General features: G+C 63.8%; 14 protein-coding genes and 1 tRNA gene. 8 read left to right on the top strand and 7 right to left on the bottom strand.

Annotated elements, in window-relative coordinates:
• Window positions 1-88 precede the first annotated feature (88 nt).
• The 3 genes from msrQ to ACFORG_RS08715 form a co-directional block, all read right to left on the bottom strand.
• Window positions 89-694: a protein-methionine-sulfoxide reductase heme-binding subunit MsrQ gene (gene msrQ, locus ACFORG_RS08725; protein WP_386735030.1), complete on the bottom strand. Its 606-nt coding sequence runs from the start codon at window positions 692-694 to the stop codon at window positions 89-91.
• A complete protein-coding gene (gene msrP / locus ACFORG_RS08720; RefSeq protein WP_386735029.1) occupies window positions 694-1,593 on the bottom strand; it encodes a protein-methionine-sulfoxide reductase catalytic subunit MsrP in 900 nt (299 codons plus the stop codon). Before msrP ends, msrQ begins: the two co-directional genes overlap by 1 nt.
• A gap of 69 nt (window positions 1,594-1,662) precedes the next feature.
• Window positions 1,663-3,156: an FMN-binding glutamate synthase family protein gene (locus ACFORG_RS08715; RefSeq protein WP_386735027.1), complete on the bottom strand. Its 1,494-nt coding sequence runs from the start codon at window positions 3,154-3,156 to the stop codon at window positions 1,663-1,665.
• Between the two features lie 113 nt (window positions 3,157-3,269).
• On the opposite strand from ACFORG_RS08715, the gene ACFORG_RS08710 reads away from it, so the two are divergent.
• Window positions 3,270-3,710: a DUF302 domain-containing protein gene (locus tag ACFORG_RS08710; RefSeq protein WP_386735026.1), complete on the top strand. Its 441-nt coding sequence runs from the start codon at window positions 3,270-3,272 to the stop codon at window positions 3,708-3,710.
• A 165-nt stretch (window positions 3,711-3,875) separates the two neighbouring features.
• Window positions 3,876-4,280, top strand: a complete 405-nt coding sequence (locus ACFORG_RS08705; RefSeq protein ID WP_386735025.1) for a hypothetical protein — start codon at window positions 3,876-3,878, stop codon at window positions 4,278-4,280.
• On the opposite strand, the gene ACFORG_RS08700 is transcribed toward ACFORG_RS08705, so the two are convergent.
• Both ACFORG_RS08700 and clpB read right to left on the bottom strand, forming a co-directional pair.
• A complete protein-coding gene (locus ACFORG_RS08700) occupies window positions 4,281-4,958 on the bottom strand; it encodes a DUF6629 family protein (protein WP_386735024.1) in 678 nt (225 codons plus the stop codon).
• Window positions 4,959-5,264: 306 nt separating this feature from the next.
• Complete coding sequence (gene clpB, locus ACFORG_RS08695; RefSeq protein ID WP_386735023.1) at window positions 5,265-7,889, bottom strand: ATP-dependent chaperone ClpB; 2,625 nt, start codon at window positions 7,887-7,889, stop codon at window positions 5,265-5,267.
• Between the two features lie 224 nt (window positions 7,890-8,113).
• Here clpB and ACFORG_RS08690 point away from each other — a divergent pair, with 224 nt between their 5' ends.
• Together ACFORG_RS08690 and pyrF are read left to right on the top strand one after the other, a co-directional pair.
• Window positions 8,114-8,389, top strand: a complete 276-nt coding sequence (locus ACFORG_RS08690; RefSeq protein WP_386735022.1) for a hypothetical protein — start codon at window positions 8,114-8,116, stop codon at window positions 8,387-8,389.
• Window positions 8,390-8,587: 198 nt separating this feature from the next.
• Window positions 8,588-9,298 carry an orotidine-5'-phosphate decarboxylase gene (gene pyrF / locus ACFORG_RS08685; RefSeq protein WP_386735021.1) on the top strand — a complete coding sequence of 237 codons (711 nt, stop codon included), beginning with the start codon at window positions 8,588-8,590 and terminating at the stop codon, window positions 9,296-9,298.
• A gap of 233 nt (window positions 9,299-9,531) precedes the next feature.
• Here pyrF and ACFORG_RS08680 read toward each other — a convergent pair whose 3' ends face one another.
• On the bottom strand, window positions 9,532-9,963 hold the full coding sequence (locus tag ACFORG_RS08680) for an NUDIX hydrolase (RefSeq protein WP_386735034.1): 432 nt from the start codon (window positions 9,961-9,963) through the stop codon (window positions 9,532-9,534).
• A gap of 80 nt (window positions 9,964-10,043) precedes the next feature.
• Here ACFORG_RS08680 and ACFORG_RS08675 point away from each other — a divergent pair, with 80 nt between their 5' ends.
• On the top strand, window positions 10,044-11,297 hold the full coding sequence (locus tag ACFORG_RS08675) for a DNA polymerase IV (protein WP_386735020.1): 1,254 nt from the start codon (window positions 10,044-10,046) through the stop codon (window positions 11,295-11,297).
• Between the two features lie 12 nt (window positions 11,298-11,309).
• Here ACFORG_RS08675 and ACFORG_RS08670 read toward each other — a convergent pair whose 3' ends face one another.
• Window positions 11,310-12,170 carry an N-formylglutamate amidohydrolase gene (locus ACFORG_RS08670; protein WP_386735019.1) on the bottom strand — a complete coding sequence of 287 codons (861 nt, stop codon included), beginning with the start codon at window positions 12,168-12,170 and terminating at the stop codon, window positions 11,310-11,312.
• 155 nt (window positions 12,171-12,325) lie between these two features.
• On the opposite strand from ACFORG_RS08670, the gene ACFORG_RS08665 reads away from it, so the two are divergent.
• The 3 genes from ACFORG_RS08665 (at window position 12,326) to ACFORG_RS08655 (ending at window position 13,797) form a co-directional block, all read left to right on the top strand.
• Window positions 12,326-12,400, top strand: a tRNA-Val gene (locus tag ACFORG_RS08665).
• Window positions 12,401-12,478: 78 nt separating this feature from the next.
• Window positions 12,479-12,604, top strand: a complete 126-nt coding sequence (gene ykgO, locus ACFORG_RS08660; RefSeq protein WP_068338904.1) for a type B 50S ribosomal protein L36 — start codon at window positions 12,479-12,481, stop codon at window positions 12,602-12,604.
• A gap of 185 nt (window positions 12,605-12,789) precedes the next feature.
• Window positions 12,790-13,797, top strand: coding sequence for a Fe(3+) ABC transporter substrate-binding protein (locus ACFORG_RS08655; RefSeq protein ID WP_386735018.1), 1,008 nt, complete (start codon window positions 12,790-12,792; stop codon window positions 13,795-13,797).
• Window positions 13,798-13,815: the final 18 nt, after the last annotated feature.

Below are 13,815 nucleotides of genomic sequence, written 5' to 3'. Positions count from 1 at the left end.
CCAAACCAACACCCAAAAAGCCCCAAAACATCCGACTCAACACCTTATCCACAAACTTCCACACAGACTCACAACTTCAAAACCAACGTCAAACACCAGAAACAAACCAAAGTCGGGGAAGCCGCGGCAACCGAAGGAGGAGGAGAACGAGAATCGCGGTAAGATAAAGCAAGGGCTCCAGCTGGATTCCTTTGCGCAGCATCACGAAATGCACGACGGCAAGAATCGCGGCCGGATAAACAAGCTTGTGCAGGTTGCGCCAGCCAGCGCCCAGCAAGCGGACCGATCGGTTGTTCGATGTCACGGCAAGCGGCAAGAGAAGCAGGAAGGCCGCAAAGCCGATGGTTATATATGGACGCTTCACGATATCCGCCCAAACCCTATCCAGCGTTTGCAGGTCAAGAACCAGCCAGACCATAAGGTGCAGGACCACGTAGGCGAAACAAAGGACACCTATTGCCCGGCGGAACTTCATCAGGTTCAGACCCAGATGCCGGCGCAGCGGCGTTACGGCGAGGCCAAGGATGAGCAACTGAAGGGCCAGTTGCCCCAGCTCGTGTTCCAGCGCGGCGATCGGCTCTACGCCCAGACCACCCGTTGCGCCGAGCCATACAAACCATGGCGCCGGCAAAAGGCCGATAACATAGACCAACCAGACCGGCACCCGGCGCAGCGTTGCGTTGACGGTCTCCATCAGAAGAGCCTGGACAGATCCATGCCGTCATAAAGCCCGGCCACCTCATCCTCGTATCCGTTGAACATGAGCGTGGGTTCGCGACGGGAAAACAGCCCCCCGCCGATCTTGCGTTCGCTGGCCTGTGACCAGCGTGGATGGTCAACATTGGGATTCACATTTGCATAGAACCCGTATTCGTTCGGTTGCAGCATGTTCCAGCTGGTGGGCGGCTCCTTGTCGGTCAGGGTGATGCGCACGATCGACTTGATCGATTTGAACCCGTATTTCCATGGCACCACCAGACGCAGCGGCGCACCGTTCTGGTTCGGGATCGGCCGGTCGTAGATACCGGTCGCGATGATGGTGAGCGGGTGCATCGCCTCGTCCAGTCGCAGCCCTTCACGATAGGGCCATTCGATAACGGGAAAGCGCGTTCCGGGCATCTCTTCGGGGCGATAGGCCGTCTCGAAGGCCACGTATTTGGCGCCGGCCTGAACACCGGCAAGTTCCAGCAGATCCGCCAACTCGAACCCGTTCCAAGGTATCACCATCGACCATGCCTCGACGCAACGGAAGCGGTAGATGCGCTCCTCGATCTCCATCTCGGACATGACCTGTTCGAAACCATAATCGCCCGGACGATCGACCAGCCCGTCGATCTTGATCGTCCATGGCTCGGTCTTCAGCCGGTGGGCATTGGCGGCGGGATCACCCTTGCCGGTCCCGAACTCATAGAAATTGTTGTAGCTGGTGATCTCTTCCCAGGTGTTTGGCTCCAGCGTGTCAGCGACAGCAGGGTTCGCGATACCGGCAAGCGACATACCGGCCATGCCGGCCAGCACCTTGCGCCGATTGAGAAAGAGCGCCTCGGGCGTCGCGTTGTCCCGGGTCAAATCGTTTTTCCAGCGATGGGCCATCTGGGCCTCCGACTATTTCCATTGAACTTGAAATAGCCTGTTGGAACCGATCCACCAAACCAACTCGGGTCACGACCCGGTGACCGGATTGTAACTCGGCAGGATCTCGTTCATCGGGATGGATCGTCCGTCGGACTGCATGATGCGCATATGCCTCCGCCGCATCTGGCGCGGTTCGGGGACGCCGACGGAATGCGCGATCGTCTCGACCTCGTTGATGATACCACGGGCATAGTTCGCGACACGCAGATACTTGTGTTCGACCACAAGACCACGCTGCAGCCTTGGGTTATGGGTGGTGATGCCGGTAGGGCAAGTGTTCCGATTACACTTCTGCGCCTGGATGCAGCCCAGAGCGAACATGTACCCGCGAGCGGAGGTGACGAAATCGGCACCCATTGCCAGGGCCCAGGCAACGTCGCTCGGGTTTACCAGTTTTCCGCTCGAGATCAGGCGGATCCGCTCCTTCAGCCCGTACTCGTCACGCAGGTCCGTCACAAGCGGCAGCGCCTCGCGCACGGACATGCCCACGAGGTCGATCAGCGGCATAGGCGCAGCACCGGTCCCCCCCTCGCCGCCATCTATAGTAATGAAATCGGGCGCACTGTCGGGACCGCGCCGAACGATCGTCTCGAAGAGCTCGACCATGACCTCGCGGGAGCTTACGACTGTCTTGATACCAACCGGCTTGCCGGTGATGCCGCGAACGCGGTCAATCATGTCCAGCAGGTCTTCGAAATCCCCGATCTCGAGATGCCGATTGGGCGACAGGCTGGCCTTGCCCTCGGGGATACCGCGAATGCGCGCGATCTCTGGCGTCACCTTTTCCGCAGGCAGGATGCCACCCTTGCCCGGTTTTGCACCCTGTGACAGCTTCAACTCGAACATGCGCACGGTCTCGTGGGCGGCGATCTCGCGCAGTTTCTCTTCGGACAATCCGCCCTCGGCATCGCGTACACCATATTTCGCCGTTCCAATCTGAAAGACGATGTCGCACCCGCCCTCGAGGTGATAGGGGCTCAGCCCCCCTTCGCCGGTGTTCATCCAGACGCCAGCCTCCTTTGCTCCGCGGCTTAGCGCGCGAACCGCGGGCTTTGACAGGGCGCCATAACTCATCCCCGATATGTTGAAGAAGGACGGCGCCAGAAACGGCTTGGCCGCTGTTGGCCCGATCAACAGCGGTTCGGTTCGGGCATATTGGTCGTCGAGCGGCGGGAAAGGCGCATTGACGAAGATCGGTGTACCCGGAATGGACTGGTTCCGCGTCGATCCGAAGGCCACGGTGTTTCCCTGCCCCTCTCCCGCCCGGTAGACCCAATCGCGTTGAGCGCGGTTGAACGGCAGTTCTTCGCGGTCCATGGCAAAGAAATATTGGCGAAAGAACTCTCCCAGCGTAGTGAAGAGATGCCGGAACCGTCCGATCACCGGGTAGTTTCTGCGGATCGCGTCACTGGTCTGGAACCGGTCGATCAGGAACAGGACGAGCGCGGCGAACACCAGCAATCCGAGCCCGAAGACAAAGGCAAGCGCCATCCATTCCAGCGCTTTCATCGCGAGTCCCATCTGTCTCTCCATTCCGTTTGATCTGGTTCAAGGCAGGCTGGCCTTCCTTGGAAAAGAGTGATCACGTGCGGCGCAAGACGCAAGACACGTATGCTCACAAACGGAGAGAAAGCATGAAACGAACGGTTCTGGCAGGCGTCCTCGCCTTCGTTGCGGGCGCGGGCAGTGCGCAGGAGATGGTGACCTACACCAGCAGCGAGAGCTTTGGCGATGTCAGCTTTGCCATCGAAAATGCCATTATCGGCAAGGGGTTGGTCGTCGACCATGTCAGCCACGTGGGCGAAATGCTGGAACGGACGCGCGGCGATGTCGGCTCGGATGTCGTGCTGTTCGAAGAGGCCGATGTCTATTCCTTCTGTTCGGCCACCGTATCACGCGAGGTGATGGAGGCCGATCCGATGAACATCGTCTATTGCCCCTATGACATCTTCGTGGCGACACGTGCGGACAATCCGGGCGAGGTCATCGTCGGGTATCGGCAGTTCCCCGAAGGTCCGATGCAGGCGGTGCAGCAGATGCTGGACGAGATCGTCAACGAGGCCATCGGCGAGTGAGCGCGGCACTCACTGCGACCGCTCCACCGGAGTTTTGACCGTTTTGTACATCCTTCGGGGGTGCGGTTGACCGTTTTGTACATGCTGGTACCCCCCCCGGCGGCGCGGGGTCTTATTGATCCGGGCCCGTGTCTTGCGCGTATCCGAACCAAAGGAGAGGATTTCATGATGACACGGATGATACCTGTGGCGGCCGCCGCCATCACGACGACCGTCCTGTTCGCGACGGCGGTGCCCGCCGGCAACCAGTCGCGGGCGACAGCCTACCTGCTTCCCGGCGGGTTGATCGAAGTGGTGGCGGATTTTTCCGAGAATGCCATCTATTGGTGCGGCGCGGGCGAGTTGGCGCGCGCGCGTCTCGACCGAGCTGGCACCGAGCGGCTCTACGTCTGGCGTGGCCCGGCGCCCAGCACTGCCGCGCCGGGGCAGCGCGCTGTCACGTTCGGACTGACGCCCCCGCCAAGCGGTGCCGTCGACGGCGGCTGGAGCACGGATGTCGATCTTGTCGGCAACGCGATGAGCGTCGCCTCGGCCGAGCGCGCCTGCGACGAGCGCACCACCAGCGGCTGATCACCCGCGCAGCCGGGAGGGGTCGGGTTCGACCCTTGGCGACCGAAGTGCATACCACAGCCAGAACGACAGGCCCGCCGCAAGAAAACACCAGATCGAGGTGAAGGCGTGGTTGGCCACGGCAAAGCCCAGCGCGACGGATGCGGTTATGAGGATCCCGAATATCCGGATCTCGCGAAGCGATGACCGCAGGAGCGGCAGGCAGATGATGGCGGCATAGACGACCCGGGCCGCGGTCTTCAGCGTTTCACCCGGCAGCGCGCCGACAGCCTCGTAGCGGATCGAATGACGCGCCAGCGAGATAGAAAGCGTGTCTGCCGACAGGATCACCGGCAGGTATAGAAACAGACCGAGCGCCGCGCCCAGCGCCGCAACGATGGCAAAGAGCCGTTGTCTCCGGGCATCGGGCTCTACCAGGGCGGCGGATAGCGGCACGAAGGCAGGCCAGAGAAAATAGGCGAAGAACAGGAACACCCGGGCCGCCGAGAGAGAGGCCTCTCCCGCCTCGATCGACAGCCACAACAGCCCCTCGCTGAGCTGCTGGAGACCGAAAAGCAGCGGGAAACTGGCAAAGCCCGTCCAACCGGGCCCGCGCGCCCGGCCCGCGCGAAGGGTCGCCACGCCGCCTATGACGAGCGCGCCGCCAAGCGCGAAACTGGCTTCGGCCGAGAAACACATGGAGCCACCTGTTCCAGGAACGGACCCATTCTAGGCGCAACATCCACGAGGTGCCAAGGCTGGCAGATACCGCAGGGCGCGGGCGGGATCGGGTTTGCACCCCTGCCCGGGTGATGCGCGCCCGCCGCGCCGCAGGCGCGGCCCGGCCCAACGCCGAGGAAAACGCCCGAAGGGCGGTTCCGCAGGGGGCGGGAGCGCCTGCCCGTTTTGCTGTCGCGCATGAAAAAGGCCCCGGTCGGTGCCGGGGCCTTTCGGTTTCATTCAGGCGATTTCATTCGGACGGTTCGGTCCAGGGTGCGCCCGCCTTCAATGCACGACCGCGTCGTCAGGGCGCGGGCGTTCGGACGTACCGAGCCGGTCGCCGACGATCAGCCCCTCGGCGCTGGCCTGGACGGGGACGGTATCGCCATCCTTCACGTCGCCTGCCAGCAGCGCCTCGGCCAACGGGTTCTGCAGTTCCTGCTGGATCACCCGTTTCAGCGGACGCGCGCCATAGACCGGGTCATAGCCCTTGTTGGCGAGCCATTCCCGCGCACTGTCGTCGAGCGCCAACTCGATCTTGCGCCCGGCGAGCCGCTTGCGCAGGCGGGCCAGCTGGATATCGACGATGCCATCCATGTCGGCCCGCTTGAGCCGGTCGAAGATGATCGTCTCGTCGAGGCGGTTCAGGAATTCGGGACGGAAATGCGCCCGTACCGCATCCATCACGTCGCGCCGGGCCTGGCCGGAATCTGCGCCTTCGGGCAATTGGCTGAGCGCCTGGCTGCCGAGGTTGGAGGTCAGCACGATCAGCGTCTGCTTGAAGTCCACCGTGCGGCCCTGCCCGTCGGTCAGAACGCCGTCGTCCAGAACTTGCAGCAGCACGTTGAAAACGTCCGGATGCGCCTTTTCCACCTCGTCGAACAGCACGACCTGGTAGGGACGGCGGCGGACGGCCTCGGTCAGGACACCGCCCTCGTCGTAGCCGACATAGCCCGGAGGCGCGCCGATCAGGCGGGCGACGGCGTGTTTCTCCATGAACTCCGACATGTCGATGCGCACCATCGCGTTGTCGTCGTCAAAGAGGTAATTCGCCACCGCCTTGGTCAGCTCGGTCTTGCCCACGCCGGTGGGGCCCAGGAAGAGGAACGAGCCCAGCGGCCGGTTCTCGTCGTTCAGCCCGGCGCGGGCCCGGCGCACGGCATTGGCCACGGCGCGCACGGCGGCATCCTGCCCGATGACGCGCTTGTGCAGCTCGTCTTCCATGCGCAGGAGCTTCTCGCGCTCGCCCTCCAGCATCTTGGAGGTCGGGATGCCGGTCCAGCGTTCGACCACTTCGGCGATCTGCTCGGGGCGGACGGTCTCTTCGACCATCATGCCGGTGCCGGATTGCTCGGCGGCCTCTGCCTCTTCGAGCTTCTTCTCGAGTTGCGGGATCACGCCGTAGGACAGCTCACCCGCCTTGGCGAGGTTGCCTTCGCGCTTGGCGATCTCGAGATCCGCGCGGGCGCGGTCCAGCTGTTCCTTGAGGTCGCGGGCACCGGCGAGCTTGTCGCGTTCGGCCTGCCATTGCGCCGTCAGACCGGCGGATTTCTCCTGCAGCTCGGCCAGTTCCTTTTGCAGGGTTTCCAGCCGGTCCCTCGAGGCGGCGTCGTCCTCTTTCTTGAGGGCCTCCTCCTCGATCTGCATCTGCAGGATCTGGCGGTCGAGCTGGTCGAGCTCTTCGGGTTTCGAATCCACCTCCATCCGCAGGCGGCTGGCGGCCTCGTCAACGAGGTCGATCGCCTTGTCGGGCAGGAAGCGGTCGGTGATGTAGCGATGGCTGAGCGTTGCCGCCGACACCAGCGCCGAGTCCGAGACACGCACACCGTGGTGCAACTCGTACTTCTCCTTGATACCGCGCAGGATCGAGATCGTGTCCTCGACCGTCGGTTCCTGTACCAGTACCGGCTGGAACCGGCGGGCAAGGGCCGCGTCCTTTTCGACGTATTTGCGGTATTCATCCAGCGTGGTCGCGCCGATGCAGTGCAGCTCGCCCCGGGCCAGTGCCGGTTTGATGAGGTTCGCGGCATCCATCGCGCCCTCGGATTTGCCCGCGCCCACCAGCGTGTGCATCTCGTCGATGAAAAGGATGATCTCACCCGCGGCCTCGGTGACCTCGGTCAGGACGGATTTCAGTCGCTCCTCGAACTCGCCACGATATTTCGCACCGGCGATCAGCGCCCCCATGTCGAGCGCCAGCAGCTTCTTGTCGCGCAGGCTTTCCGGCACATCGCCGTTCACGATGCGCAGCGCCATGCCCTCGGCGATGGCGGTCTTGCCGACGCCGGGCTCACCGATCAGCACGGGGTTGTTCTTGGTCCGGCGGCTGAGCACCTGCATCGAACGACGGATTTCCTCGTCGCGGCCGATGATCGGGTCGATCTTGCCCTCGGCGGCGGCCTCGGTCAGGTCGCGCGCGTATTTCTTGAGCGCGTCATAGCCCTCTTCGGCGCTGGCGGAATCGGCGGTGCGGCCCTTGCGGATGTCGTTGATCGCCTCGTTGAGGGACTGCGCGCTGACCTGGCCTGCCTCCAGCGCCTGTTTCGCGCCGGATTTGACCATGCACAGCGCCATCAGGATACGCTCGACCGGGACAAAGCTGTCGCCGGCCTTCTCGGCGATCTTCTGTGCCTCGTCGAGGACCTTTGCCGTCTGGCTGTCGAGATAGGTCTGTGCGGCGTCGCCACTGACCTTGGGTTGCTTGGACAGCGCGCCTGCCAGCGTTTCGGCCACGCGGGCCGGGTTGCCGCCTGCCCGTGCGATCAGATTGCTCGCAAGCCCCTGATCGTCATCCAGCAACGCCTTGAGGATATGTTCGGGCACCAATCGCTGATGGCCTTCGCGCATCGCGATGGTCTGGGCCGCCTGGATATGGCCGCGCGCCCGCTCGGTGAACTTGGACAAGTCCATGTATCGTCTCCTTTTTCAAGCGCCCCTTCGCGGCGTGGTGCCTGCCATGCAGCGCACTGACCGGGGGCCTCGATTTCGAAATGGGGAATGTATCCGGGGCTTCAAGATCCCGTGATCACAAATTCCGCAACCTCTTGGATTTTAGTCATTTCGCAGGTGCGCGACAGCAGTTCGGTAAGGGTTTCGTCTCTCTATGGGTCCCGACATGCACAAGGGGCGACATCATGCAGATTACCGGAATCGAAATCATCGACACACGTTTTTGCACTGCCAGCGGGCGACACCGGGCAAGCCTGCGGCTGACGCTTCCGGACCGGGTGGTCACGCTGTTCTGCGCATTGGCCCTGCCCGAGGCGGTCTCGCCCGCGCTGCGGGACCGCGCGATGATGGCGGACGCCCTGCGCCAGATGCGCCGCATGCCCGAGTTCCGGTCGGGCAGGATGGCCCTGAACATGGCTGCGCCCGTTCAGGCGATGGTCGAAGGCCCGCGTGCCGCCTGATCGCGCGACAGCACCGCCCGGCGCGACCGCGCCGCACCCGGCAGGGTGCGGTGCCGGGCCCAAGGCCGGGGCGTGTCGCCCGCAAGGGCGGCATGCATCCGGGCGCGGGAGCCCCTTTCCGCCAGCACGGGTTGTGTCGTGGGAGGCCGGGGCCTATGAGGGCGCAAGTTTGCGGAGAGAAGACCGATGAGCGAAGCGATGTCCCAATCCCCGAGCGCCGATGATCGCCTGATCGTGGCCCTTGATGTTCCCAACGCTCTGACCGGGCTGTCGATGGCCGAACGGCTGGGCGATGCGGTCTCGTTCTACAAGATCGGGCTGGGGATGCTGACGGGCGGCGGGCTGGCGCTGGCCAACGAGCTCAAGCAGGAACATGGCAAGCGCATTTTCCTCGACATGAAGCTCTTCGATATCTCCAACACCGTCGAAGCGGCGGTGCGGGGCCTTGCGCAGTTCGACCTCGACCTTCTGACCGTGCATGGCGACCCGCATGTCGTGCGTGCCGCAAAGGAGGGCGCGGCCGGATCGCAGACGAAAATCCTGGCGGTCACCATCCTGACATCGCTCGACCGTGACGACCTGGATGCCGGGCTGATGAAACCGGGACCGGTCGCGGAGCTGGTGGTCGAACGGGCCGCACGCGCCCTGGAGGCCGGGGCCGACGGGGTCATCGCCTCGCCGCAGGAAGCAGCCGCGATCCGCGCTCTGCCACAAGCCGAAGGCCGGCTGATCGTGACACCGGGCGTGCGTCCCTCGGGTGCCGCGAAGGGCGATCAGAAACGTATCGCCACCCCGGCAGATGCAATTGCGTCCGGGGCCGATCATATCGTCGTCGGGCGGCCGGTGATCCAGGCACCCGATCCGCGGGCCGCGGCGGCCGCGATCCTGTCGGATCTCGCCGGCGCCTGAGCGGTTCGCGGTGTCGTTGCCGGGTGGCAACGACCTGTGGTTGCAAAGTCACATTCCGTAACGTCAATTCCGATCCGCGGCATTCCCGCTAGGTGATTTCACGATTCTGAGTGACCCTGATACTTGAGACACTCCCCGACGAACCGTTTCTTCCTGAGGTTCGTCACCTCCCCCCGCTCGTCTTCCGCGGGGGGTTTTCTCGTGAAGCGCAAAACAGTCGTACGGCGGGGCGGTCAGGCCGCTTCGCGCCGTCCGTGATGATAGCCCGCGCTGTCGAGGTAGAGCGCAAGCCGGGTGGCGAAATGCGGCACTGCCCGCGGGTGGGAGAGGTACTCTGCGGGTGTCATCAGGCGCCAGCCCTGCCCTTCGTTGCCTAGCCGGACATCGTGTACGGCCTCGGGCGGCAGGTGACCGGCAAAGAACCACATGCGACCGGCGGGCCGGCGATAGGAGCTTGCATGGCGCACCCTGTCGCCCGGCACGCTCAACCCAACCTCTTCGTGGGTTTCGCGCAGCGCACAGGCCAGCGGACTTTCATCGCCCTCGCGGCCGCCGCCGGGGAAATCCCAGTAATCGGGCCAGGGAATGTCGGGTCGGTCGTCCCGCCGGATCACCAGCAGGTCGGGACCGACGAACAACGCCAGCTTGGCGCCTGCAAATCTCAATCCGGCCATGGTCGCTTTCGCTCTGCTGCGGGTGCGGGTATATAGATGGTCGACCCGTCCCCCGGAAACAAGCCGTTCCCATGCCCGGTTTCTGCCGCGATTGCCTGACCCAGATCGACCGCGCCCGGCGCTGCCCCTCTTGTGGCAGCCCGCGTGTCCTATCGCATCCCGAGCTGTTCGATCTGTCGATTGCGCACATGGATTGCGATGCCTTCTATGCCTCGGTCGAGAAGCGCGACAATCCGGAGCTGGCCGACAAGCCGGTGATCATCGGCGGCGGGCGGCGGGGCGTGGTATCCACTGCCTGCTATGTCGCGCGCATTCGTGGCGTGCGGTCAGCCATGCCGATGTTCAAGGCGCTGGAACTGTGCCCAGATGCGGTGGTCATCAAGCCGCGCGGCGCGGTCTATGCGGAGGTATCGAAGCAGATCCGCGCGATGATGGACGAGTTGACGCCAGTGGTGGAGCCGCTGTCGCTGGACGAGGCCTTCATGGATCTTTCGGGGACCGCAAAACTGCACGGCGCGCCGCCGGCGGTAATGCTGGGGCGGCTGGTCAAGCGGATGAAGGACGAGCTGGGGCTGACCGGCTCGATCGGGCTGAGTCACAACAAGTTCCTGGCCAAGGTCGCCTCGGATCTCGACAAGCCCCGTGGGTTTTCGGTGATCGGCAAGGCGGAGACGGCCGATTTCCTCTCCGACAAGCCCGTGCGGCTGATCTGGGGGATAGGCCCCGCCGCGCAGGAGAGCCTGGAGCGGGCGGGCATTCGGACCTTTACCGACCTTCTGCGCTGGGAACAGGAGGCGTTGGTCGCGCGGTTCGGATCGATGGGCGCGCGTCTGTGGCACCTGGCGCGGGGCGAGGACCGGCGGCGCGTGTCCTCGCATGAACCGGTGAAGTCGATCAGCAACGAGACGACCTTTTACGAGGATACGGGCGATCCGGATATCCTTGACGGTCACCTGTGGCGGATGGCCGAGAAAGTGTCGGACCGGGCCAAGGCCAAGGGGCTGGCGGGGCGCGTAGTGACCTTGAAGCTGAAGAAGGCCAACCACCGCATCCTGACCCGGCGGGTATCGTTGCGCGACGCGACCCAGATGGCCGACACGATCTATCGCCGGGCGCGCGGGTTGTTCGACCAGGTGGGCGACGAGGGGCCTTTTCGGCTGTTGGGGTGCGGTCTGTCGGACCTGTGCCCCGAGGCGCAGGCAGACATGTCCGGCGACCTGCTCGACCCGAACGCGTCACGCCGCGCCGGGGCCGAGCGGGCGGCGGACGCGATCCGGGCACGATTCGGACCGGATGCAATCCTCAAGGGGCGTAGCCTGCGTTGACCGGGCCGGATATCACTCGGCGGCGAGCGGTGCCCTTGCTCGTCCGATCGCGGCTATTTCCGCCACGACACTGCGCAGGCGGGTGCGGAACGCGTCGAAATTGGCGTTGGGGCGGATGCGCCGTTCATCCATGTAGAGAGAGCGGTCGATCTCGATCTGGATGGCGTGCTGACGGCGCGCAGGGCGGCCATAGCTTTGCGTGACGAAAGCACCGGCAAAGGGCGTGTTGCGGGTGACAGAGAACCCGGCGGCGGCAAAGGCGGCCTCGATCCGTTCCACCACTTCGGGCGCGGCGGAGGCGCCGAAACGGTCGCCCAGCACGATTTCGGGCCGGACGCCGCCCTTGCGCGCAAGGCCGTCGAGCGCCTCGCGCGGCATGGAGTGGCAATCGATCAGGATCGCCTCGCCGAAAAGCTGGCGCGATTCGTCGAGAAGGGCCTGCAACCGCGCGTGATAGGGGCGCCAGACCCGGTCGATCCGGCGGCGCGCCTCGGTCATCGGCAGCTTGCCGCGATAAATCGCGCGCCCGTTCGCGACGACGCGGGGAATCACACCGAGCCCCGAAGCGACGCGCGGGTTGTGCCCCTGCTTGCGCACCCCTTCGATCAACGCGGGGTCAAGCTCTTCGGCGCTACGGTTGAGGTCGATATAGGCACGCGGCAGAGCGGCCTTGAGGAAAGGTGCGCCGAAATCGGCGGCGGGTTCGAACAGCAGGTCGACAAAGGCGTCCTCGGACGAGCGAATCGCGTGTTCGTCCAGTATCGTGCTGCGCAGAAAGGCGGAATTGTAGTCGCTCCCACTATGGGGCGAGGCGAACACCACGCAGGACGAACGCTGCGCGGGCTGCGATATATAATAGGCCGATCCGGTCATGACGCCTCCGTTACGGGTGAGAACATAGACCTAAAATTAGTTCGTTCAAAAGCCCTTGATCCCCCCTGCGATTGCTTTTATAGACCCCGCTTACCGGCGCGGGGAACCGCGCCCCATTTGTTTCAGATGGGGTCGCACCACACGCTGGCATTCATGGGCGGTTAGCTCAGCGGTAGAGCACTACGTTGACATCGTAGGGGTCACTGGTTCGATCCCAGTACCGCCCACCATGAATTCACCCCTCTGTCCAACAGAGGACCCGCTGAAACCAGGCGCCGGTCAATGCGCCGCAGAAATGGAGACAGGCCATGAAGGTCAGGAATTCGCTCCGCTCGCTGAAGAACCGGCACCGTGATTGCCGGGTCGTGCGTCGCAAGGGCCGCGTTTACGTCATCAACAAGACGCAGCGCAAGTTCAAAGCTCGCCAGGGCTGAACGACGCAGCAGAGTATTCGAAAAACCGCGCCCTTGGGCGCGGTTTTTTCGTTTCCAAGGGCATGGCTTCGCGCGAGGACGCCCCCCGGCGGCTTTCCGATCAAATCCGTCAGAAATTACTTGCACCTCTCGGCCGATGCTTTATCTGATCATTTCAGTCAGAAACCGACCCAGAGGGAAACGCCATGCACAAGCCGATTGCCGCAGCACTTGCCGCGCTGATCGCGGGTTCCGCCGCCGCCGAAGGTGAGCTGAACCTTTATTCCTCGCGCCATTACGATACCGACGAGCGCCTTTATTCCGATTTCGAAGAGGCGACGGGAATCACCATCAACCGCATCGAAGGCAAGGCCGACGAGCTGTTGGCCCGGATGGAAGCCGAGGGCGCGAATTCGCCTGCGGATATTCTGCTGACGGTGGACACCTCGCGCCTGGCGCGCGCCAAGGACGCAGGCCTCCTGCAGGCGGTTGAAAGCGACATTCTGGAAGAGCGCATTCCCGCGAACCTGCAGGATACCGACAACCAGTGGTACGGCCTGTCCCAGCGCGGGCGCATCATCTTCTTCGACAAGAACGACGTGGCGGAGCCACCGCAGACCTATGCCGACCTTGCCGATCCCAAGTACAAGGGCCTGGTCTGCATCCGGTCGTCCTCGAACACCTACAACCAGACGCTTCTTGCCTCGATCGTGACGCATGACGGCGAAGAGGCAGCCCGCGAATGGGCGGCTGGCGTGGTTGAGAACATGGCGCGCAAACCGCAGGGCGGCGATACGGATCAGCTGCGAGGCATCGTTTCGGGCGAGTGCGACATCGCCGTTTCGAACACCTATTACTTTGCCCGCGCGATCCGAACCGACGTCAAGGGCGTGTCGGACAGCCGCGACATGATCGGCTGGGTCTTTCCCGAGCAGGACGGGCGCGGCGCGCATATGAACCTGTCGGGTGGCGGTGTTGCAGCCCATGCGCCCAATCGCGAGAACGCGGTGAAGTTCCTCGAATATCTCGCCAGCGACCAGGCGCAGGTCTATTTCTCGGCCGGCAATGACGAGTTCCCCGCCGTCGAGGGCGTGGAGCTTGCCGACTCGGTCAAGGCGATGGGCGAATTCAAGGCGGATGAGGTGGATCTGTCCGAAGTCGCCAAGAACATCCCGGTCGCCCAGCGGATCTTTAACGAGGTGAACTGGCAGTAACTGCCGGAAATGCAGGCA

The organism is Lutimaribacter marinistellae, assembly GCF_042648365.1.
GTDB classification, from domain to species: Bacteria; Pseudomonadota; Alphaproteobacteria; order Rhodobacterales; family Rhodobacteraceae; genus Lutimaribacter_A; species Lutimaribacter_A marinistellae.
This window is presented reverse-complemented; position numbering and strand designations above follow the sequence as displayed.

Excerpts from the sequence above, each read along its gene's own strand:
- msrQ (WP_386735030.1), bottom strand. The coding sequence starts at position 694 with ATGGAGACCGTCAACGCAACGCTGCGCCGGGTGCCGGTCTGGTTGGTC.
- msrP (WP_386735029.1), bottom strand. The coding sequence starts at position 1,593 with ATGGCCCATCGCTGGAAAAACGATTTGACCCGGGACAACGCGACGCCC.
- ACFORG_RS08715 (WP_386735027.1), bottom strand. The coding sequence starts at position 3,156 with ATGGGACTCGCGATGAAAGCGCTGGAATGGATGGCGCTTGCCTTTGTC.
- ACFORG_RS08710 (WP_386735026.1), top strand. The coding sequence starts at position 3,270 with ATGAAACGAACGGTTCTGGCAGGCGTCCTCGCCTTCGTTGCGGGCGCG.
- ACFORG_RS08705 (WP_386735025.1), top strand. The coding sequence starts at position 3,876 with ATGATGACACGGATGATACCTGTGGCGGCCGCCGCCATCACGACGACC.
- ACFORG_RS08700 (WP_386735024.1), bottom strand. The coding sequence starts at position 4,958 with ATGTGTTTCTCGGCCGAAGCCAGTTTCGCGCTTGGCGGCGCGCTCGTC.
- clpB (WP_386735023.1), bottom strand. The coding sequence starts at position 7,889 with ATGGACTTGTCCAAGTTCACCGAGCGGGCGCGCGGCCATATCCAGGCG.
- ACFORG_RS08690 (WP_386735022.1), top strand. The coding sequence starts at position 8,114 with ATGCAGATTACCGGAATCGAAATCATCGACACACGTTTTTGCACTGCC.
- pyrF (WP_386735021.1), top strand. The coding sequence starts at position 8,588 with ATGTCCCAATCCCCGAGCGCCGATGATCGCCTGATCGTGGCCCTTGAT.
- ACFORG_RS08675 (WP_386735020.1), top strand. The coding sequence starts at position 10,044 with ATGCCCGGTTTCTGCCGCGATTGCCTGACCCAGATCGACCGCGCCCGG.
- ACFORG_RS08670 (WP_386735019.1), bottom strand. The coding sequence starts at position 12,170 with ATGACCGGATCGGCCTATTATATATCGCAGCCCGCGCAGCGTTCGTCC.
- ykgO (WP_068338904.1), top strand. The coding sequence starts at position 12,479 with ATGAAGGTCAGGAATTCGCTCCGCTCGCTGAAGAACCGGCACCGTGAT.
- ACFORG_RS08655 (WP_386735018.1), top strand. The coding sequence starts at position 12,790 with ATGCACAAGCCGATTGCCGCAGCACTTGCCGCGCTGATCGCGGGTTCC.